A 21089-nucleotide genomic window follows, 5' to 3' on the forward strand; every position below is an offset into this window, starting at 1 on the left:
GAGCGCGCTGTGCCGCGCGCGGCCGGATCCGCCTGTCCCCGGTCTCTCTTCGCCCCTCGTCCGGTCTCCGGACCTCAGGGATCCATCTCGCGAAGGAGATCTCCGTGACCACGAAGTCCACAGCCGCGGCAGCACGGGCCACCGTGTACGGCTACCCCCGTCAGGGGCGGAACCGCGAACTCAAGAAGGCGATCGAGGGGTACTGGAAGGGCCGCGTCACCGCCGACGCCCTCCGGGACACCGCCGCCGGACTGCGCCGGACCAACTGGCTGCAACTCGCCGACGCCGGCGTCGCCGAAGTGCCGACCGGTGACTTCTCGTACTACGACCACGTCCTCGACACCACGGTGATGGTGGGCGCGATCCCGGGCCGTCACCAGGAGGCCGTGGCGGCCGACGCGACGGACGGCTACTTCGCCATGGCCCGCGGCACCCAGGACGTGGCCCCGCTGGAGATGACCAAGTGGTTCGACACCAACTACCACTACCTCGTCCCCGAACTGGGTCCTGACACGGTCTTCTCGGCGAACTCCGCCAAGCAGGTCGCCGAGCTCCGCGAGGCCCTCGCGCTGGGGCTGACCGCGCGCCCCGTGCTGGTCGGGCCGGTCACGTACCTCCTGCTGGCCAAGCCCGCCCCCGGCGTGCCGGCGGACTTCCGGCCGCTGACACTGCTGGACCGCCTGCTGCCCGTCTACGCCGAGGTCCTCGCCGACCTCCGGGCCGCGGGCGCGGAGTGGGTGCAGATCGACGAACCGGCGCTGGCGCAGGACCGCGCGCCCGCCGAACTCGGCGCCGCCGCCCGGGCCTACCGTGAGCTCGGCGCCGCCGGGGACCGGCCGAAGCTGCTCGTCGCCTCCTACTTCGACCGGCTGGGCGACGCCCTCCCGGTGCTGGCCAAGGCGCCGGTCGAAGGACTCGCGCTCGACTTCACCGGGCCGGCCGCCGCGAACCTCGAAGGACTCGCGGCCGTCGGCGGACTGCCCGGCAAGCGGCTCGTCGCCGGCGTGGTCGACGGCCGCAACGTCTGGGTCAACGACCTGAAGGGCTCCCTCACCACCCTCGGCACCCTCCTCGGGCTCGCCGGCCACGTGGACGTGTCCGCCTCCTGCTCGCTGCTCCATGTGCCGCTCGACGCCGCGGCCGAGCGGGACGTCGACCCGCGGGTCCTGAGCTGGCTCGCCTTCGCCCGGCAGAAGACGGACGAGGTCGTCGCCCTGGCCAAGGGCCTCTCCCTGGGCACCGACGCCATCGGCGACGAACTGGCCGCCAACCGGAGCGCGCGCTCCGCCCGCGCCGCCTCTCCCCTCACCCGCGATCCCGCCGTACGCGCCCGGGTCCGGGCCGTCACCGACGCGGACGGCCGCCGCTCCCGGCCCTACCCCGAGCGGGCCGCCGCCCAGCGGGCCCACCTCGGCCTGCCGCTGCTGCCGACGACCACCATCGGGTCCTTCCCGCAGACCGCCGAACTGCGCGCCGCCCGCGCGGACCTGCGCGCCCGGCGGATCGACACCGTCGCCTACGAGGAGCGCATCAAGACGGAGATCCAGGAGGTCGTCTCCTTCCAGGAGAAGACCGGACTCGACGTCCTGGTGCACGGCGAGCCCGAACGCAACGACATGGTCCAGTACTTCGCCGAGCAGCTCGCCGGCTACCTGGCCACCCAGCACGGCTGGGTGCAGTCGTACGGCACCCGCTACGTCCGTCCGCCGATCCTCGCCGGCGACATCTCCCGCCCCGCGCCGATGACCGTGCGCTGGACCGCGTACGCGCAGTCGCTCACCGACAAGCCGGTCAAGGGCATGCTCACCGGCCCGGTCACCATGCTGGCCTGGTCCTTCGTCCGCGACGACCAGCCGCTCGCCGACACCGCCCGGCAGGTGGCCCTCGCGCTGCGCGACGAGGTGCGCGACCTGGAGGCCGCCGGCACCTCCGTCATCCAGGTCGACGAGCCCGCGCTGCGCGAGACCCTGCCGCTGCGGGCCGCCGACCGTCCGGCGTACCTCGCCTGGGCGACCGAGGCGTTCCGGCTGACCACCGCGGGGGTGCGGCCGGACACCCAGATCCACACCCACATGTGCTACGCCGAGTTCGGCGACATCGTGCGGGCCATCGACGACCTCGACGCCGACGTCATCAGCCTGGAGGCGGCCCGTTCCCACATGCAGGTCGCCCGGGAGCTCGCCGCCCACGGCTACCCGCGCGAGGCCGGACCCGGCGTCTGGGACATCCACTCCCCGCGCGTCCCGTCCACGGAGGAGGCCGCCGCCCTGCTCCGCACGGGACTCCGGGCGATCCCCGCCGAGCGGCTCTGGGTCAACCCCGACTGCGGTCTGAAGACCCGGGGCTGGGCCGAGACCCGCGCCTCCCTGGAGCACCTGGTCGCGGCGGCCCGTACCGTGCGCGGCGAGGTGTCCGCCACCGGGGCCCCCTCCTGACGGACGGTCCGTCAGGGCGGCGGAGGGCCTGTGGTAACTTGCCCGGGCCAGTCGCACCTCTGTACGTATCGACACGGTATGTGCACGGGTCAGGGAATCCGGTGGGAATCCGGAGCTGACGCGCAGCGGTGAGGGTGACGGGCGGAGCATCGGCCACTGGGCCCCGAGGGGTCTGGGAAGGCGCTCCGTCCGGACGACCCCGAGTCCGAAGACCTGCTGGCGGCCCTGGCGTCGCGCGCCGTCGCCCGGGGAGCACCGTACGACAGGCTCCGCGCATGAGCCGTGACGCAGAGGACTCCTTCCGTGCCCTTCGCACACTCCGTCCGTTCCGCCGTGCTGTTCGTGGCCGGTGCCGTCCTCGTCGCCGGCTGCGGCACCGGTCCCGGGGCCGGTGCCGGCGGCGCGGCGGCCGCGCCCGGGGCGGCGGGGGCGGGCGCCGGCTATCCGGTCCGGCTCGACAACTGCGGGCAGGGGGTCGAGGTCGACCGCGCGCCGCGCCGTGCCGTCGCCCTCGACCAGGGATCGGCCGAGATCCTGCTCTCCCTCGGCCTCGCCGACCGGATGGTGGGCACCGCCACCTGGACCGACCCGGTCCTCAAGGGACTGGAGAAGGCGAACGCCTCCGTGCCCCGGCTCGCCGACCGCTACCCGTCGTTCGAGAAGGTCCTCGACACCGAGCCCGACTTCGTCAGCGCCTCCTTCCTCTACACCCTGGGCAAGGGCGGTGTCGCCCCGCGCGAGCGGTTCGCGGAGCTGGGCGTCCCCACCTACCTCTCCCCCACCGACTGCGTCGGCAAGGACAACACCGGCGACGGCGACGGCGTGCGGACGAAGCCGCTGACCATGGACACCGTGTACGGGGAGATCCGCGACCTCGCCCGGGTGTTCGGCGTGCCGGAACGCGGCGAGCGGCTGGTCGGGGAGCTCCGCGCCCGGGTCGCGAAGGCCACGGCCGGGGCCGACTTCGGCGACGCCTCCGTCCTGTACTGGTTCTCCGACTCCCAGGGCCCGTACATGGCCGGGTGCTGCGGCGCGCCGGGGATCGTCAGCGGGGCGCTCGGGGTGAGGAACGTCTTCGACGACACGAAGGAGGAGTGGCCGCAGATCAACTGGGAGACCGTCGCCGACCGCGATCCGGACGTGCTGGTGATCGCCGATCTGACCCGCAAGGCGCAGTCGGCCGAGAGCGCCGCGAAGAAGATCGCGTTCCTGGAGAGCCACCCCGTCACCCGGAACATGACGGCCGTGCGGAAGAAGCGGTACGTGGTCCTCAGCGGGCAGGCCATGAACCCGACCCTCCGCACCGTCGAGGGCATCGAGAAGGTCGCCGCCGCGCTGAAGACGTACGGTCTCGCGAAGTGACCCGGCCGGGACCGGAGACCGTGGCCGCGCCGAGCCGGGACGCCGCGGCCCGCCCGGCGGCGGTGCCCGCGTCCGTGCGGGACGCCGTCCGCTCCTCCCGGGCGCTCGCGCCGGTCGCCGTGGTGGGCGGGATCGTCCTCCTGTGCGTCTCGGTCGCGCTGGCCGTGACGATCGGTCCGGCCGACCTCCGCGTCGCGGACTCCTGGGCGGTGGTCGTCTCCCGCCTCGGGGGCGGGCCGTCGGGTCTGAGCGCGATCCGGGAGGGCATCGTCTGGGACCTGCGGCTGCCCCGCACGCTGCTCGCGGCCGTGTGCGGAGCGGGCCTCGCGGTGTGCGGGGCGGTGATGCAGTCCCTGCTGCGCAATCCGCTGGCCGACCCGTTCGTCCTCGGCGTCTCGTCCGGCGCGTCGACCGGGGCGGTCGCGGTCGTCGTCCTCGGGGCGGGCGGGGGCCTGCTGTCCGTCACCGGGGGCGCGTTCCTCGGCGCGCTGTGCTCCTTCGCCCTGGTCCTGGTCCTCAGTCACCTGCTGGGCGGGTCGACCGACCGGGTCGTGCTGGCGGGGGTGGCGGCGATGCAGCTGTTCTCGGCCCTCACCTCGTTCGTGGTGATGACCGCCGCCGACGCCGAGACCACCCGGGGGATCCTCTTCTGGCTGCTCGGCTCGCTCGGCGGAGCGGGCTGGACCGACGTCGGGGTGTGCGCCGCCGTCCTCGCCGTCGGCCTCGCGGTGTGCCTCGGGCACGCCAGGACCCTGGACGCGTTCGCGTTCGGCGAGGACGCTGCGGCGGCGCTCGGTGTCTCCGTGGGCCGGACCCGTCTGCTCCTCCTGTCGGTGACGGCCCTGCTGACCGCGGTCCTGGTCTCCTCCGCGGGCGCGATCGGCTTCGTCGGCCTGGTCCTGCCGCACGCGATCCGGGCCCTCGCCGGACCCGGTCACGCCCGGCTGCTGCCGCTGTCCGCGCTGGCCGGGGCGGTGTTCCTGGTGTGGGCCGACACCCTCGCGCGTACGGTGCTCGACCCTCAGGAGGTCCCGGTCGGTGTGGTCACCTCGATCGTCGGCGTCCCCGCGTTCGTCCTCGTCCTGTACCGCACGAGGAGCACGCGATGACCGACGCGCCGATCCGCCCCGGCGGGGGTACGGGGCTGCGGGCCGAAGGGGTCTCCCGCACGGCCGGCGGCGCCCTCGTCCTGGACGGCGTGACCCTGGCGCCGCGCCCCGGCACGCTCACCGGCCTGCTGGGCCCGAACGGTTCGGGGAAGTCGACCCTGCTGCGGCTGCTGGCCGGTGTCCTCGCGCCGGACGCCGGGGTCGTGACCCTGGACGGCGACCCGCTGGCCGAGGTCCCGCGCCGTGCTCTCGCGCGGCGCGTCGCCGTCGTCGAGCAGAACGCCGACACCCAGGTCGACCTCACGGTGGCCGACGCCGTACGGCTCGGCCGGATCCCGCACCGCCGGGCCTGGTCGCCGACGACGGCCGCCGACGAGGAGGCCGTGCGGTCCGCGCTCGCCCGTACCGGGCTGACCGGCCTCGCGCACCGCACGTGGCGCACCCTGTCCGGCGGCGAGCGGCAGCGCGTGCACCTCGCCCGCGCCCTCGCGCAGGAGCCCCGCGAGCTCCTCCTCGACGAGCCGACGAACCACCTCGACATCCAGCACCAGCTGGATCTGCTGACCCTGATCTCGGGCCTGCGCCTCACCTGCGTCACGGCCCTGCACGACCTCAACCTCGCGGCGATGTACTGCGATCACGTGGTGGTCCTGCGCGGGGGCCGGGTGGTGGCCGCCGGGCCGGTCCAGGAGGTCCTCACGGAGCGGCTCGTCGCGGACGTCTACGGCGTCCGCGCCTCCGTGACCCGCCCCGGCCCGGACGGCCGCCCGCACATCCGCTTCCTCGGCACGGCGCTCACGGGCGGGTGAACGGACCGGCGGGGGGCGCCGGCCGGTCCGTGCCGCCTCCTCCCTGCCGGCTAGCGCAGGTGCCGGGCGAAGAACCGCGCCCCGGGGTCGAGTTCGAACTGCGGTACGCCGGTGTGTCCGCCCATGTTGGCGTGCAGGGTCTTCTCCTTGGTGGCGAAGGCGTCGAACAGGTCCAGGGCCGCCTGTCGGTCGTTGCCCTCGTCGTCCCACTGGAGCAGGACGTGCAGCGGGATGGTGACCCGGCGGGCCTCCTCGAACATGGCGGCGGGGACGAGACTGCCGGCGAAGAGGCCGGCGGCCACGATGCGCGGCTCGGTCACCGCCAGCCGGATGCCGATCGAGATCACGCCTCCCTCGTACCCGACCGGGCCGTCGATCCCGGGCAGTGCGAGGAGGGCGTCGAGGGCGGTCCGCCATTCCGGGACGGCCTCCTCGACCAGCGGGAGGACGAGCGCGTCGACGATCTCGCCGGGGACCGGTCCGCCGGCCTCCGTCGCCCGCCGCAGGTCCGCGCGGGCCTGCTCGGTGGCGGGCCGGCGGGGCCGGTCGCCGCTCCCGGGGAGCTCGATGGTGGCCGCGGCGAAGCCGTACTCCGCCGCGTAGTACCGGGCGCGTCCGGCCAGGCGCGGGTACATCCGGCGCAGTCCGAGCGGGGGGTGGCCGATCAGGATCAGCGGGGTCGGCCCTGAAGCGGGCGCGGGTGCGGGCGTCCAGAGGATGCCGGGGATCCCGCCGAGGGTGAAGGCGCGTTCGAGGACGCCGTCGTCGAGGAGGGTCTGAGAGGTGAAGTGCACGGTCGTGCCTTTCGGGAGGGCTCGGAACGGCGCTCCCGGACGACCTTGCCTATCGTCCGACCGTGACCCCGGAGGGGAGCACCCATGTCGAAACTGCTGCGTTCACGGGTACCACCTCCTCTGTCTGTCGCACGGCCTCCGGAAGGCTAGCAGAACCTGCGAGGCGCCCCGGAGTTCGGCACTCTCGGTAACGTGACCACGTGTGATCGTCCGCCGCGTGGAGCGTCCGCGCGGCGGGCCGGTGCGTACGACGGATTCCGGCGAAGAGTGATGAGGCTGACATGAGTGAACTGACGAAGCCCGAGGTCCGTGTGCCGGAGGGCGAGGCTCCCACCGAGCTGACCGTCCGGGACCTGGTCGTCGGGGAGGGGGCCGAGGCGAAGCCGGGCATGGTGGTCCGGGTCCACTACGTCGGGGTCACCTTCGCGTCCGGGAAGGAGTTCGACGCCTCCTGGGACCGGGGCCAGCCGTTCAAGTTCGCCGTGGGCGGCGGCCGGGTCATCAAGGGCTGGGACCGCGGGGTGCGGGGGATGAGGGTCGGCGGGCGGCGCGAGATCATCGTTCCCCCGCGTCTGGGCTACGGCAAGCAGTCGCCCTCGCCCTTGATCCCGGCGGGTTCGACCCTGGTCTTCGTGGTGGACCTGCTGTCGGTCTGAGGCGGCGCCGGTGCGCCCCGGCGCGCGGCGGGCGGGCGCCGCCACGGCCCGGTGTTGTCGATCTTGGATGAGTCCCTGACAATCGTCGGGGCCCAAGGGGGCTCACGGGACAGTGGGGGTTTGTGATGTTGAACCGGCGGAACGTGCTGCGTGGACTGGCGGCCGTACCGGGCGCCGCCGCCCTGGCGGGCCTGGGCGCGGGAACGGCGAGGGCGGACTTCGCCACGGTCGTCGACCCCACCACCGACCGGGGCCGGTGGGAGGGCTGGGGCACCTCGCTGAGCTGGTGGGCCAAGGCGGTGGGGCCGGATCCGCGGCTGGCGGACGCCCTGTTCGGGCGGGGCACGGTACAGCTCCTGGGCCAGAGCCTGCCCGGGCTCGGCTTGAACATCGTCCGCTACAACGCCGGGGCGTCGGGGACGAACAGCATCAACGGGCGCACGATGAAGCCCGCGCCGAGCATCGACGGGTACAAGCAGATCGAGGGCTACCAGCTCGACTGGTTCGACGCTGATCCCTCCTCGGCCAGCTGGAACTGGTACGCGGACGCCAACCAGCGCGACATGATGTGGCTGGCCAGGGACCGCGGCGCGGACACCTTCGAGCTGTTCTCCAACTCGCCCATGTGGTGGATGCTGCGGAACGACGACCCCCGCGGCTACGACGCGGGCTGGACCAGCAACCTCCAGGACGGCAACTACGGGCGCCACGCCGCCTATCTCGCCACCGTCGCCCGGTACGCCCACGACCACTGGGGCATCGACTTCCGCTCGGTGCAGCCGGTCAACGAGCCGTGCCTGCCGTGGACGCCGGAGATGGGCCGCGGCCAGGAGGGCTGCTTCTTCGACCCCGCCCAGCAGGCGCGGCTCGTCAGGGAGACCCGTACGCAGCTCGACGCCCGCGGCCTGTCCTGGATGGAGATCCCGGCCATGGACGAGAACGGCTACGACTACGCGCTGACCGCCTGGAACGAGTTCGACTCCGCCACCCGGCAGGCCGTCGGACGGATCAACGTCCACGGCTACCGCGCCGACACCCGCCGCGACCTGCTCCACGCCGCGGCGTCGGCGGCGGGGAAGCCGATCTGGATGTCCGAGTACACCGACGGCGACGCCAGCGGGATGACCATCGCCCGGAACATCGGCTACGACATGCGCTGGCTCCACCCCACCGCGTGGATCCACTGGCAGATCGTCGACAACAGCAACGGCGGCGGCTGGGGCCCCATCGAACTCGTCGACGGCAAACTGGGCCTCGTCAACACGAAGTACTACGTCCTGGCCCAGTACATGCGCCACATCCGGCCCGGCATGCGGATCATCGAGTCCGGTCACCCCGACGTCGTCGCCGCCTACGACCGGTCCGCGCGCAAGCTGGTCCTGGTGGCCGCCAACCACGGCGCGGGGCAGTACCTCGACTTCGACCTCTCGCGCTTCACCACCGTGTCGACCGACGGGGCCCTCGTGGAGCGCTGGTGCACCTCCACCGGCGGCACCCAGCGGTACGCCTACCGCAACGACGACACGTACCTGCACGGCAAGCGCTTCTGGTCCTGGTTCGACGCGCAGAGCGTGCAGACCTTCGAGATCGGCGGCGTCGACATCTGAGCCGCGGAACGACGAACACCCGGCCGGTGTACGCCGCGTGAGCGGCCGGCCGGGTGGCCCGCTAGGCCGCCGGGGACAGCAGGAAGTCGGCGAAGAGCTCGGTCAGCGGCTGGCCGGTGAGTGGTTCGAGGAACAGGAACTGGCCCTGTGGATTCACTTCGAGCCACACCGGCTCGTCCTCCGGTGTGAGTTTCAGATCCACCACGCCCATGCGGAGTCCCAGCCGCCGCAGCACTTCCTCGACCTGCCTGCCCACGGCTGCGGGAACGGGCCAGGGCGTGATGGGCACATTGAGGTCGGGGCGCCAGTCGAGCGCCTCCGTGGCGATGAGCGCCCCGTACATGCGGTCACCGAAGCAGTTGAGCCTGACGTGCCGATCGCCCTCGATGTACTCCTGGTAGGTGGCGGGGCAGACCTCGAACGAGCCTTCGGGGATCGACTCCGCTCCCTCGATCCAGCTCGTGTAGAGCGAAGGTCCCGGGGCGCCGACCACGGGTTTGACGATGGCTCGCCCGACTTCCTCGGTGAAGGCGACGACCTCCTCACGTGACTGCGAGATCAGGGTCCGCGGCACCCGGAACCCCGCCTCCCTCGCCACCGCCAGTTGATACACCTTGTCCGAGGACCGGTCGGTCGCTTCGGGGGACGAGATCCAGTCCCCGTGGAAGGAGGCGGCGAGGACGCCCGCGAGCGCGCCGCGGCAGTCGTTGTTGATCAGACTGCGCTGGTGGTCACTGCTCACCCGCTCGCTGATCTCCTGATCGGCCCTGGCTCGCCGCCACCACAGACGGCTCGCCTCCTCCGGGTCCACGGTCGCGCCCTCGGACGTCACCAGGGTCGCCCTCCCGGGGGCGTGTCCCTCTCCGGCTCCGTGGGACTGCCAGGACAGGGCCGCTCGACCACCGATGGTGTCGCACTCCACGATGTGGAAGTCATGACCCCGACCGCGCACCGCGTGCTGTACCGCGACCGCGTGCAGGTCCTCACGGTAGGAGACGGCCAGAATCATGCCAGGTCACACATGTCGCTGCGGGAGGTGAGGTTGACTTCGCAGCCGGATTCGCAGACGTGGCCCGCCATGCTGTCGGCGACGATCTCCAGGCCCGTGGTCAGGCGCACCGCCTCTTCCCACGCCCGGAGTTCCTCGGGGCTCTTCAGCCGAACGTAACCGGTCGGCTGGGTCTTGAAGACCACAGGGGGTGGAACGTTGACGAACTCCGCGCTCTCATCGATTCGATCGCCCAGCCTGAACTCAGACATGGCCCGACCTCCTCGGCTCGTGGTGGTGGATACAGTTCCCCTGATTCCACTCAACCACCGATACGTCGTGGGTGCAGCCGGGCCGCGGCGATGACGAGGTGACGAGGGAACCACTTCGGTGGCGGAACGTCACGAACGTCACCCAGAGCTACTTTTCCCCTGTTCTCCGGCTGTGGAGGGGCATGCGGAAAACATCGGGCCGCGGGGGAAGCGAACGTCATCGTCTCCCCCGCGGCCCGGTGCGCACGTCAGACGCAGCGTCCGCGCATCCAGTCGGTGAGGCCCGGCGTCCACGAGGTGGCCAGACGGGTCGCGTCGGCGTCCAGCGCCCGCTGCCAGGAGGCGTAGTTGCCGGAGGCCGGCGGGGGCGGCTCCTGCCAGTCGACGACGTCGTACCAGTCGGGGAGACCGGTGAGGGCCGCGGAGAGGCCCGCGGCCCTGACCCGGCTCTGGAGCACCGGATCCAGGTCCGTGTCATGCGTGTAGATCATGATCTCCTGGGACCCGATGCGCTCCGCGATCGGTGCGAGCACCTCGTTCCAGGCCGTCTCCCGGATCGACGCGTCGCCGCTGGTGAGGGCCTCCTTCGTCTCCCCCTTCAGTTCCACCAGCACGACCATGCCGAGGGCCTTGGCGCTGTCGAGCCACTCGCGGAACGTGTACACGGTCTCACCCTTGTAAGGGCCGCGGTCGATGGTGCGTCCACTGAGCGGGTTCGTCCCGCTCGCCCACGACAGCTCCGAGATGGAATCGGACGATCCGGTCAGCCCGTAGGTGGTTTTGTTGTGCCACATCACGGCCTTGGTGCCGTTCTTGGTCAGCCGCAGATCGGCCTCCACCCCGGCCGCGCCCCAGCTCTTCTCCTGGGCGAGGCCCCTGGGGTGGTTCGCTCCACGGATCTGGTCCTCCTGCCAGCCACCCACTTCCTTGGGCCACCCGCCGTGCCCGAACACCGCGGGACAGTAGGGCAGCAGGGTGGGGCTGGTGTACCCCTCCATCATGTGGACCTGGCTGAAGGTCCAGTTGCCGGGCTCGGACTCCCAGCTGTGCAGAGGACTGTTGAGGTCACCGTCGGCCTTGGCGGTGAAGGTGATCGTCTTCACCCGTCCGTCGGCGTAGCCGTAGAGCGTGGCCAGGTCGTCGCGGCCGTCCCCGTTGAAGTCACCGGTGACGATCTTCATACGCGAACGATCGTACGAGCCCGCCGGGAGGGCCAGCATGTCCCGCCGGGCGCCGAACTTCCCGTCCGTGCCGAGACGGAAGCCGATCACCGCGTCGTGTCCGTCCGCGTAGTCGTACCAGGCAGCCAGTTCGTCACGGCCGTCACCGTCGAAGTCACCCGCGTGCACACTCGCCTGCCGGAACGTCCAGCCCGTGGACTCCCAGCCGTGCACGGGCTCGGCGAACCCGCCGTCGGTCAGCCCGGCCCAGTACATCAGCTTCACGCTGCCGTCCCGGTACCCGTACAGCGCCGCGAGGTCGTCACGACCGTCTCCGTTGAAGTCACCGGTGGCGAACTTCATGCGGTTGACGTACCAGCCGTCTCCAGGGGCCCGCTGGAAGGATGCCTTGTGCGCGCCGAAACCGCCGTCCGGGCGGGCGAGCATCGTGAAGAGCTTGTCGCTGCCGTCCCCGTAGGCGTACCAGACGGCGACGTCGTCACGGCCGTCCCCGTTGAAGTCGCCGGCCTGGGCGGTCATGGCGTCGAAGTTCCAGTTGCCCGGCGCGGCGGTCCAGGAATGGAGAGGAGTCCCGAAGGTGCCGTCACCACGGCCGACCCAGGTCAGCAGGGTGACCCGGCCGTCCTCGTATCCGTAGAAGGCGGCGAGGTCGCCCACGCCGTCCCCGTTGAAGTCGCCGGTGAGGCGCTTCATGTTCTCGACCCAGTAGTTGCCCGCGGGGGCCTCCCAGCCCACCCCGGGCGCGGCGAACGCGCCGTTCGAGCCCGCGAGGAAGGTGCGTACGGCGTCGTGCCCGTCCGCGTAGTCGTACCAGGCGGCCAGATCGCTGCGGCCGTCACCGTTGTAGTCGTGACGGGCACCGGTGCCGGCCGACCGGGCACCGGTGCCCGGTCGGGCCGTCTCAACGGTCGAGGCATCCGCCGCGCCGTCGAATGCCGTGGCCGTCCCTGCCGGTTGCCCGGGCGCGGCGGTCGCGCTGCCGGCGCCCATGGACAGGCCGAGCAGAGCGAAGCACAGCGCGGCCGAGCCCACCGCTATGGAAGGTCTCCTCATCCAGCTCTTCACATCCCTTGCCGTCGAACGAGAAAAATGCACCCCCTCGTCGGGGGTGCATGGGGAGCGAGCCTCGCCCGGCCGGATCGTTCGTCTCGCCACAGCCGTGACAAGGACGACGACCGGCGCCGGCGGGCCCGTCGATCCTTGGATCATTCAAGATCCTTCTGAAAAAAGCTATCTCAATTCGCTCGGTAGCTGTGGAGCGTGCCAGGAACGCACCATGGCCCGGCTAGGTCGTGTCCGGAAAGTAGAGCCAGGCGGGACTTTCCGGACACGACCTAGGGCGTGACCCGGTCCGCCAGGGCCGTCCGCCATGCCGGGGTCGGGGCGCTCGGGGTGGTTTCGGGGCGGCGGCCGCCGCGGGCGAAGAAGTCGGCGAGGGGCAGGAGGGCGGCGCCGACGGTGACCGCTTCGGGGCCCAGGGTGCCGAGGGACACGCTGGTGCGGCTCGCCGGATAGCGCAGCGCGTACCGGGTGGCGTGCCGGGTGACGGTGTCGAGGAAGCGGGTGCCGAGCTGGAGGCCGGCCCAGCCGCCGACGAGGATGCGTTCGGGCTGGAAGAGGTTGATGAGGTCGGAGAAGCCGGCGCCGAGGTACTCGGCGGTCTCCTCCAGGACGGCCAGGGCCGTGGCGTCGGGGGCGGCTCCCGAGCCCTCGGCCGGGTAGGCGGCGGCGAGCATCGCGGTGAGGGCGGTCTCCTCGTCGGCGCCGGCGGGCGGCCGGCCACCGGCCTCGGCCCAGCGCTCCAGGAGGGATTCGGCGCCCGCGTACGCTTCGAGGCAGCCCTGGGAGCCGCAACGGCAGCGGCGTCCCCGGACGCTGACGGTGAGGTGGCCCCATTCGAGGGCGCGGCCGGATCCGAGCGGGTCGGTGACGACGCAGGCGCCGACGCCGGAGCCGAAGAGGACGGTGACGGCGCTGCGGGCGCCGCGTCCGGCGCCGAACCACATCTCGGCCTGGCCGAGGGTCTTGGCGCCGTTGTCGATCCAGTAGGGGACGCTGTCGGGGAGGTCGACGGCCCGGCGCAGCAGGCGCTCGAAGGGGACGGCGTCCCAGCCGACGGTCTGGCCGTGGACGACGGCGCCCTCTTCGGGGGTGTAGGCGATGATGCCGGGGACGCCGACGCCGACGCCGAGGAGCTGTTCGGGCGTGACCCGCGCCGCGCGCAGGACCTCCGCGATGCCGTCGCGGACGTGACGGACCACCAGATCCACGTCGTAGCGGGCGGTTCGGGGACCGGAGCTGGCCAAGGCCCGCTCGGTGCGGGCGAGTTCGTTGAGGGTGAGGTCGAACAGCTCGACCCTGACGCGGGTTTCGCCGACGTCGACGCCGATCATGCAGCCGCTGCCGGGGCTGATCCGCAGCAGGGTCTGGGGGCGTCCGCCGGCCGAGTCGACGCTGCCGGCCTCCTCGACCAGGCCCTCCGCGACGAGCTCGGCGACGACGTTGCTGACCGATCCGGAGCTCAACCCGACGGCGGGCCCGAGCATCAGACGGCTCATCGGTCCGTCGAAGTACAGCGTGCGCAGTACCGCGGTGCGGTTCTCGCGCCGCAGGTCACGCACCGTACGGCCATGTGTCGCGTGCACGTGGGTTCCCGTCTCTGAAGTCCTTGGGTGCAACATACCCGGATTCCAACCCTTGACGCGACCTTCTCGTGAGGTTTAACTCACATCCTAAATTAAGCCGATGCCACGGAGGCGGCCGGGCCCGCCCACCGTTTCGGTCCTCCCGTCGTCCCTGAAGGGTCCTGGAGCATGCGCACATTCAGAGCCGCCGTCACCGGTGCCGTCACCCTCTCCCTCGCCTTCGCCGTCACCGCCTGCGGCGGCGGCACCGCCGACGGCTCGGGTGGCTCCGACTCCCGTCCACGGACGCTCACTTACTGGGCCACGAACCAGGGCCCCAGCCTGGAGGCCGACAAGAGGACCCTCCTGCCCGAGCTCGCGAAGTTCGAGAAGAGCACCGGGATCAAGGTCGAGCTGGAGGTCATCCCCTGGTCCGACCTGCTCAACCGCATCCTCACCGCCACCACCTCCGGCCAGGGCCCCGACGTCCTCAACATCGGCAACACCTGGAGCGCCTCGCTCCAGTCGACCGGCGCCCTGCTGCCCTGGGACGCGAAGAACTTCGGCGCGATCGGCGGCAAGGACCGCTTCGTCGAGTCCGCCCTCGGCTCCACCGGCGCCCCCGGCCAGGACCCGGCCGCCGTACCGCTCTACTCCATGGCCTACGCGCTCTACTACAACAAGAAGATGTTCGCCGACGCCGGCATAGCGAAGCCCCCGACCACCTGGGACGAGGTCGACGCCGCGGGCAGGAGGCTGCGCGAGGACGGGAAGTGGGGCATCGGGGTCGAGGGCTCCAACCTCGCCAACAACATCCACCAGGTGTTCGTCCTCGGCAAGCAGCACGGCGCCGACTTCTTCACCCCGGACGGCAAGCCCGACTTCACCTCCGACGGTGCCGTCGCCGCGGTCAAGCAGTACGTCGACCTGATGGGCGCCTCGAAGATCGTCGCGCCCGGCGACGCCGAGTACGCGCAGAACCAGTCGCTCTCCGACTTCGCCAAGAACCGCACCGGCATGGTCCTGTGGCAGACGCCCTCGCAGACCTTCGCCGCCCAGGGCATGAAGCCCGAGGAGTGGGGCGTCGTCCCGGCCCCCGTCCCGTCCGGGACGCCCGGCTCGGGCACGCGGACCAACTCGATGGTCGCCGGCATCAACATCTCCGTCTTCAAGAACACCAGGAACCTGGACGGCGCCCTCCGGTTCGTGAAGTTCATGACCGGTGACGAGGAGCAGATCCTCCTCAACAAGACGTACGGCTCCGTCCCGCCGGTCAAGACCGCGCAGGCCGACGCAGCCTTCGGCACGGCCTCCCTCGCGGTCATCCGCGACACCCTCGCCACCAGCGCCGCCGCCCTGCCGCAGGTCCCGGAGGAGTCCCAGTTCGAGACGGTCGTCGGCACCGCGGTGAAGAAGCTCTTCGCCGACGCCGCCGCCGGCCGACCCGTCACCACGGAGTCCGTCCGGGCCGAACTGGACAAGGCCCAGCAGCAGATGCCGAAGAAGTAGGCGGCGCCGCCATGACCCAGACCGCCGTCACTCGGCGGAGTGAGCGCGCGGTGCCCGAGGCCGCACCCGGTGAGGCGCCCGCGCCGCGCCGCCCCGGGCGCCGCCGCATCGCCCTCCCGTACCTGCTGCTGATCCCCGCGCTCGTCCTCGAACTCCTCGTACACCTCATCCCGATGCTCATGGGCATCGGCATGAGCTTCAAGGAGCTCACCCAGTTCTTCCTCCGGGACTGGTCCGCCGCGCCCTGGGCCGGCCTCGACAACTACCGCGTCTCGGTCGACTTCGACGCGCCCGTCGGCCAGGCGCTCCTGAAGTCCTTCCTCACCACCTGCCTGTTCACCCTGGCGTCGGTCGCCCTGTGCTGGCTCCTCGGCACGGCCGCCGCCGTCCTCCTCCAGGAGAACTTCCGCGGCCGGGGCGTCCTGCGGACCCTCTTCCTCGTCCCGTACGCCCTGCCGGTCTACGCCGCGGTCATCACCTGGGCGTTCATGTTCCAGCGGGACAACGGCCTGATCAACCACGTGCTGCACGACCAGCTCGGCATCGGCGGCAGCCCGCCGTTCTGGCTCATCGGCGACAACAGCTTCTGGGCCCTGCTCGTCGTCTCCGTCTGGAAGGGCTGGCCGTTCGCCTTCCTCACCGTCATGGCCGGCCTGCAGAACATCCCCCGGGACATGTACGAGGCCGCCGCCCTCGACGGCGCCGGTGTGTGGCGGCAGGTCCGCCACATCACCCTGCCGTCGCTGCGGCAGGTCAACCAGGTGCTCGTCCTGGTGCTGTTCCTGTGGACCTTCAACGACTTCAACACGCCGTTCGTGCTCTTCGGCAAGGCGGCACCGGAAGCGGCCGACCTCGTCTCCCTGCACATCTACCAGGCGTCCTTCCAGACGTGGAACTTCGGCACCGGATCGGCGATGTCCGTGCTGCTCCTGCTCTTCCTGCTCCTCGTCACGGGCGTCTACCTCCTGCTCACCACCAGGGGAAGGAAGTCCTCCGATGCCTGAGCCCGACCACGGCGGCACGGCGCTCGCCGCGCGCCCGGCGGCCGGCCCCCGCAGGCGCGCCCCCCGCTCCCCGATGGCCGCCCCGCGCTCCTTCCTGTGGACCCGCCGGATCGTCCTCACCCTGCTCACCGGCTTCGTGCTGCTGCCGGTGTACGTGATGCTGTCCAGCTCCCTGAAGCCGCTGTCGGACGTGTCCGGGAAGTTCCGGTGGATCCCCTCGGGGCTCACGGTCCGCCCGTACCTCGACATCTGGGACACCGTCCCGCTCGCCGACTACTTCGTGAACTCGCTGACCGTGGCGGGGGCGGCGACCGTGCTCTCCGTGACCGTCGCGATCTTCGCCGCGTACGCCCTCAGCCGCTACGACTTCCGCGGCAAGCGGGTCTTCGCCGTCACCGTCCTGTCGACGCAGATGTTCCCCGGCATCCTCTTCCTGCTGCCGCTCTTCCTCCTCTACGTCAACATCGGCAACGCCACCGGCATCGCGCTGTTCGGCTCGCGCGAGGGCCTGATCCTCACCTATCTGACCTTCTCGCTGCCCTTCTCCGTCTGGATGCTCACCGGGTACTTCGACTCGATCCCCCGGGAGCTCGACGAGGCGGCGAAGGTCGACGGCTGCGGCCCGGTCGGCGCCCTGTTCCGGGTGATCGTGCCCGCCGCCACCCCGGGGATCGTCGCGGTCGCCGTCTACGCCTTCATGACGGCCTGGGGCGAGGTCCTCTTCGCCTCCGTCATGACCGACGACACCACCAGGACCCTGGCCGTCGGCCTCCAGGGCTACGCCACCCAGAACGACGTCTACTGGAACCAGGTCATGGCCGCCTCCCTCGTGGTGAGTGTGCCCGTCGTCGCCGGGTTCCTCCTCCTGCAGCGCTACCTCGTCACCGGCCTCACGGCGGGCGCGGTCAAGTGACCCGCCCCGCCGCACCCGCCGTCCGAGCCGCCCTCCCCGCCACCCTCCCCGCCGCCCTCCGGCCCGTCACGAAAAGGTGCCCCGTGTCCGAACCCACCCACCACCGCACGCTCGACCTGGGGGCCTTCCCCGCGGAGTTCGCCTGGGGCACCGCCACCTCCGCCTACCAGATCGAGGGCGCCGTCGCCGAGGACGGGCGGGCCCCCTCGATCTGGGACACCTTCAGCCACACCCCCGGCGCGATCGACAACGCCGACCACGGCGACACGGCCTGCGACCACTACCACCGCTGGCCCGAGGACATCGCGCTCATGAAGGAGCTCGGCACCGACGCGTACCGGATGTCCATCGCCTGGCCGCGCGTCGTGCCCGGCGGCGACGGTCCCGTCAACGCGGCCGGGCTCGACTTCTACGACCGGCTCGTCGACGCCCTCCTCGCCGCCGGCATCACTCCGAACGTCACCCTCTACCACTGGGACCTGCCGCAGGCCCTCCAGGACCGCGGCGGCTGGACCGAGCGCGCCACGGCCGAGCACTTCGCCGCCTACGCCTCCGTCGTGGCCGGGCGGCTCGGCGACCGGGTCACCCGGTGGGCCACCCTCAACGAGCCGCTCTGCTCGGCCTGGATCGGGCACCTGGAGGGGCGGATGGCCCCGGGCCTGACCGACCTCACCGCCGCCGTCCGCGCCTCCTACCACCTGCTCCTCGGCCACGGCCTCGCCACCGCCGCCGTCCGCGCCGCCGCGCCCGGCGCCCGGATCGGTCTCGTCACCAACCACTCCACCATCACCCCCGCCTCCACCCGCCCCGAGGACGTCGCGGCGGCCCGCCGCGCCGACGGGCACACCAACCGCTGGTGGCTCGACCCCGTCCACGGCCGCGGCTTCCCCGCCGACATGCGCGAGCTGTACGGCGTCGAACTCCCCGAACGCCCCGGCGACCTGGAGCTGATCGCGGCCCCGCTCGACTGGCACGGCCTCAACTACTACTTCCCGGAGACCGTCGCCGACGACCCGGCGGGCCCCGTCCCGTACGCCCGCGCGGTACGGCTCCCGGACGTGCCGCGGACCGGCATGGACTGGCAGATCGACGCCGGGGGCCTGGAGGCCCTCCTGCTCCGCCTCACCGAGGAGTACGGCGTGCGCGAGCTGTACGTCACGGAGAACGGCTGCGCCTTCCCCGACACCGCCGGCCCCGACGGGCAGGTGCACGACCCGGACCGCACCCGCTACCTGGAGCAGCACCTCGCGGCCTGCGCGCGCGCCGTGCGCAAGGGCGCCCCGCTGGCCGGCTACTACGCCTGGTCCCTGCTCGACAACTTCGAGTGGGCCTACGGCTACGACAAGCGCTTCGGGCTGGTGCACGTGGACTACGCGACCCAGCGCCGGACGGTCAAGACGAGCGGCCGGCGGTACGCGGAGCTCATCCGCGCCCACCGCGCGAACCACGGCTGACCTCTGCCCCTCTCCCCCGCCCTTCCCCCCGAAGAGCCGGAATCGCCACTTAATGAAAGACAAAAGAAAAGCCTTGTCGCGCGCCTTGACCCCCAACTCCCGGGCCGGGCAAGGTTTCTGAGAACGCTCCCCCCATCCCCCACTCCCCCAGGAGCCCCCATGTCTTCCGTCGGGTCCCCGCCGGTCTTCCGGCGCCCCGCCTCCACCGTCCGGCGGGCCACCGTCGGCGCCCTCGTCGCCGCGCTCACCGGCGCCCTCCTCGCGGTCGTCCCCGCCGCGACGGCCTCCGCCGCCCCGGCCCTGCTCTCCCAGGGGAAGCCGGCCACCGCCTCCTCCGTCGAAGGCCCGTTCACGGCGGGCGGCGCCGTCGACGGCGACCTCACCGGGACCCGGTGGGCGAGCGACTGGACCGACGCCCAGTGGTTCCAGGTCGACCTCGGCCGGAGCGCCACCCTCAGCGGCGCCGTCCTGACCTGGGAGGCCGCCTACGGCAGGAGCTACCAGATCCAGACCTCGGACAACGGCACCGACTGGCGCACCGTCACCACGGTGACCGGCGGCGACGGCGGCACCGACGACGTCGCCCTCTCCGGCACCGGCCGCTACGTCCGGATGAACGGCCTCGCCCGGGGCACCGCCTGGGGCTACTCCCTGTGGGAGTTCCAGGTGTACGGCACCCCGGCCGGCGGCGGCACGCCCCTGCCGGGCGGCGGCGACCTCGGCCCCAACGTGCACGTCGTCGACCCGTCCACGCCGAACATCCAGGGACAGCTCGACGACGTCTTCCGGCAGCAGGAGTCGGCCCAGTTCGGCAGCGGCCGGCACGCGTTCCTCTTCAAGCCGGGCACGTACAACGGCCTCAACGCCCAACTCGGCTTCTACACGCAGATCGCCGGACTCGGCGTCCGCTCCGACGACACCACCATCAACGGCGACGTCACCGTCGACGCGGGCTGGTTCAACGGCAACGCCACCCAGAACTTCTGGCGCGGCGCCGAGGGCCTCGCCCTGAACCCGGTGAACGGCACGGACCGCTGGGCCGTCGCCCAGGCCTCCTCGTTCCGCCGCATGCACGTCAAGGGCGGGCTCAACCTGGCGCCCAACGGCTACGGCTGGGCCAGCGGCGGCTACATCGCCGACTCGAAGATCGACGGCCAGGTCGGGAACTACTCCCAGCAACAGTGGTACACCCGCGACAGCTCCATCGGCGGCTGGTCCAACTCCGTCTGGAACCAGGTGTTCTCCGGCACCGAGGGCGCCCCCGCCCAGTCCTTCCCCGAGCCGCGGTACACCACCCTCGACACCACCCCGGTCTCCCGCGAGAAGCCGTACCTGATCTGGGAGGACAACCAGTACAAGGTGTTCTCCCCGGCGAAGCGGACCAACGCCCGCGGCACCACCTGGGCGAACGGCGCCCCGCAGGGCACGAGGATCCCGCTGAGCCAGTTCTACGTGGTCAGGCCCGGCGCCACCGCCGCCACCCTCAACCAGGCGCTCGCCCAGGGCCTGCACCTGCTCTTCACGCCCGGCGTCTACCACCTCGACCGGACCGTCGAGGTGAACCGGGCCGGCACGATCGTCCTCGGCCTCGGCCTGGCCACGCTCGTCCCGGACAACGGGGTCACCGCGATGCGCGTCGCCGACGTCGACGGCGTCCGGCTCGCGGGCTTCCTGCTCGACGCGGGCCCGGTCAACTCGCCGTCCCTCCTGGAGGTCGGCCCGCCGAACGCCGGCGCCGACCACGCCGCCGACCCCACCACCGTCCAGGACGTCTACGTCCGGGTCGGCGGCGCGGGCCCCGGCAAGGCCACCGTCGGCATCGTCGTCAACAACGACGACACGATCGTGGACCACACCTGGGTCTGGCGCGCCGACCACGGCGAGGGCGTCGGCTGGGAGACCAACCGGGCCGACTACGGCGTCCGCGTCAACGGCGACGACGTGCTCGCCACCGGCCTGTTCGTGGAGCACTTCAACAAGTACGACGTCGAGTGGTACGGCGACCGCGGGCGCACCGTCTTCTTCCAGAACGAGAAGGCGTACGACGCCCCGAACCAGGCCGCCGTCCAGAACGGCGCCACCAAGGGGTACGCCGCCTACCGCGTCGACGACTCCGTGACCACCCACGAGGGCTGGGGCCTCGGCAGCTACTGCTACTACAACGTCGACCCGACGATCCGTCAGGACCACGGCTTCAAGGCCCCGGTGAAGCCCGGCGTGAGGTTCCACGGCCTGCTGACCGTCTCGCTCGGCGGCAACGGACAGTTCAACCACGTCATCAACGAGACCGGCGCCCCCACCGAGGGCACCGCGACCGTCCCCTCGACCGTCGTCAGCTTCCCCTGACGGCCCCGCCGGAGCCGCGCCCCCGT

16 protein-coding genes and 1 riboswitch are annotated in these 21089 nt (G+C 71.8%); of the genes, 11 read left to right on the top strand and 5 right to left on the bottom strand.

All coding sequences use genetic code 11. The features are described from left to right. Positions 1-104 precede the first annotated feature (104 nt). The 4 genes from metE to AB0Q96_RS20715 all read left to right on the top strand — a co-directional run bounded on the left by metE (position 105) and on the right by AB0Q96_RS20715 (position 5715). Positions 105-2435, top strand: a complete 2331-nt coding sequence (gene metE, locus AB0Q96_RS20700; protein WP_365327419.1) for a 5-methyltetrahydropteroyltriglutamate--homocysteine S-methyltransferase — start codon at positions 105-107, stop codon at positions 2433-2435. A 91-nt stretch (positions 2436-2526) separates the two neighbouring features. Further along, a riboswitch (cobalamin riboswitch) is annotated at positions 2527-2650 on the top strand. 88 nt (positions 2651-2738) lie between these two features. Continuing rightward, the gene (locus tag AB0Q96_RS20705; RefSeq protein ID WP_365327421.1) at positions 2739-3797 is read left to right on the top strand and encodes an ABC transporter substrate-binding protein; all 1059 of its coding nucleotides are present in this window, start codon (positions 2739-2741) and stop codon (positions 3795-3797) included. A gap of 74 nt (positions 3798-3871) precedes the next feature. Further along, complete coding sequence (locus AB0Q96_RS20710; RefSeq protein WP_365327697.1) at positions 3872-4906, top strand: iron chelate uptake ABC transporter family permease subunit; 1035 nt, start codon at positions 3872-3874, stop codon at positions 4904-4906. After that, positions 4903-5715 (top strand): ABC transporter ATP-binding protein, encoded by an 813-nt coding sequence (locus AB0Q96_RS20715; RefSeq protein ID WP_365327423.1) that lies wholly within the window; start codon positions 4903-4905, stop codon positions 5713-5715. The genes AB0Q96_RS20710 and AB0Q96_RS20715 overlap by 4 nt, the downstream gene beginning before the upstream one ends. A gap of 50 nt (positions 5716-5765) precedes the next feature. Here the strand turns inward: AB0Q96_RS20715 and AB0Q96_RS20720 are convergent, their stop codons facing one another. Next, positions 5766-6509 (bottom strand): alpha/beta hydrolase, encoded by a 744-nt coding sequence (locus tag AB0Q96_RS20720; protein WP_365327425.1) that lies wholly within the window; start codon positions 6507-6509, stop codon positions 5766-5768. 281 nt (positions 6510-6790) lie between these two features. Here AB0Q96_RS20720 and AB0Q96_RS20725 point away from each other — a divergent pair, with 281 nt between their 5' ends. Further along, a complete protein-coding gene (locus tag AB0Q96_RS20725) occupies positions 6791-7165 on the top strand; it encodes an FKBP-type peptidyl-prolyl cis-trans isomerase (protein ID WP_365327427.1) in 375 nt (124 codons plus the stop codon). Positions 7166-7290: 125 nt separating this feature from the next. After that, positions 7291-8772 (top strand): glycoside hydrolase, encoded by a 1482-nt coding sequence (locus AB0Q96_RS20730; protein ID WP_365327429.1) that lies wholly within the window; start codon positions 7291-7293, stop codon positions 8770-8772. Between the two features lie 61 nt (positions 8773-8833). Here the strand turns inward: AB0Q96_RS20730 and AB0Q96_RS20735 are convergent, their stop codons facing one another. From AB0Q96_RS20735 to AB0Q96_RS20750, 4 genes are all read right to left on the bottom strand, one after another. Further along, positions 8834-9781, bottom strand: coding sequence for a hypothetical protein (locus AB0Q96_RS20735; RefSeq protein ID WP_365327431.1), 948 nt, complete (start codon positions 9779-9781; stop codon positions 8834-8836). Next, positions 9778-10032, bottom strand: coding sequence for a hypothetical protein (locus tag AB0Q96_RS20740; RefSeq protein WP_365327433.1), 255 nt, complete (start codon positions 10030-10032; stop codon positions 9778-9780). Before AB0Q96_RS20740 ends, AB0Q96_RS20735 begins: the two co-directional genes overlap by 4 nt. 248 nt (positions 10033-10280) lie before the next feature. Next, positions 10281-12266: an FG-GAP-like repeat-containing protein gene (locus tag AB0Q96_RS20745; protein ID WP_365327435.1), complete on the bottom strand. Its 1986-nt coding sequence runs from the start codon at positions 12264-12266 to the stop codon at positions 10281-10283. A gap of 281 nt (positions 12267-12547) precedes the next feature. After that, positions 12548-13858 (bottom strand): ROK family transcriptional regulator, encoded by a 1311-nt coding sequence (locus AB0Q96_RS20750; protein WP_365327437.1) that lies wholly within the window; start codon positions 13856-13858, stop codon positions 12548-12550. Between the two features lie 168 nt (positions 13859-14026). Between AB0Q96_RS20750 and AB0Q96_RS20755 the strand changes: the two genes are divergently transcribed. The 5 genes from AB0Q96_RS20755 (at position 14027) to AB0Q96_RS20775 (ending at position 21063) form a co-directional block, all read left to right on the top strand. Continuing rightward, a complete protein-coding gene (locus AB0Q96_RS20755; RefSeq protein WP_365327439.1) occupies positions 14027-15346 on the top strand; it encodes a sugar ABC transporter substrate-binding protein in 1320 nt (439 codons plus the stop codon). An 11-nt stretch (positions 15347-15357) separates the two neighbouring features. Further along, positions 15358-16350 carry a sugar ABC transporter permease gene (locus tag AB0Q96_RS20760; protein ID WP_365327441.1) on the top strand — a complete coding sequence of 331 codons (993 nt, stop codon included), beginning with the start codon at positions 15358-15360 and terminating at the stop codon, positions 16348-16350. Between the two features lie 73 nt (positions 16351-16423). After that, positions 16424-17263 (top strand): carbohydrate ABC transporter permease, encoded by an 840-nt coding sequence (locus AB0Q96_RS20765; RefSeq protein WP_365327699.1) that lies wholly within the window; start codon positions 16424-16426, stop codon positions 17261-17263. Between the two features lie 83 nt (positions 17264-17346). Beyond that, positions 17347-18717: a GH1 family beta-glucosidase gene (locus AB0Q96_RS20770; RefSeq protein WP_365327443.1), complete on the top strand. Its 1371-nt coding sequence runs from the start codon at positions 17347-17349 to the stop codon at positions 18715-18717. 159 nt (positions 18718-18876) lie between these two features. Next, positions 18877-21063 (top strand): discoidin domain-containing protein, encoded by a 2187-nt coding sequence (locus AB0Q96_RS20775; RefSeq protein WP_365327445.1) that lies wholly within the window; start codon positions 18877-18879, stop codon positions 21061-21063. The last annotated feature ends 26 nt before the right edge of the window (positions 21064-21089 follow it).

This window comes from Streptomyces sp. NPDC093111 (assembly GCF_040683955.1).
GTDB lineage: Bacteria > Actinomycetota > Actinomycetes > Streptomycetales > Streptomycetaceae > Streptomyces.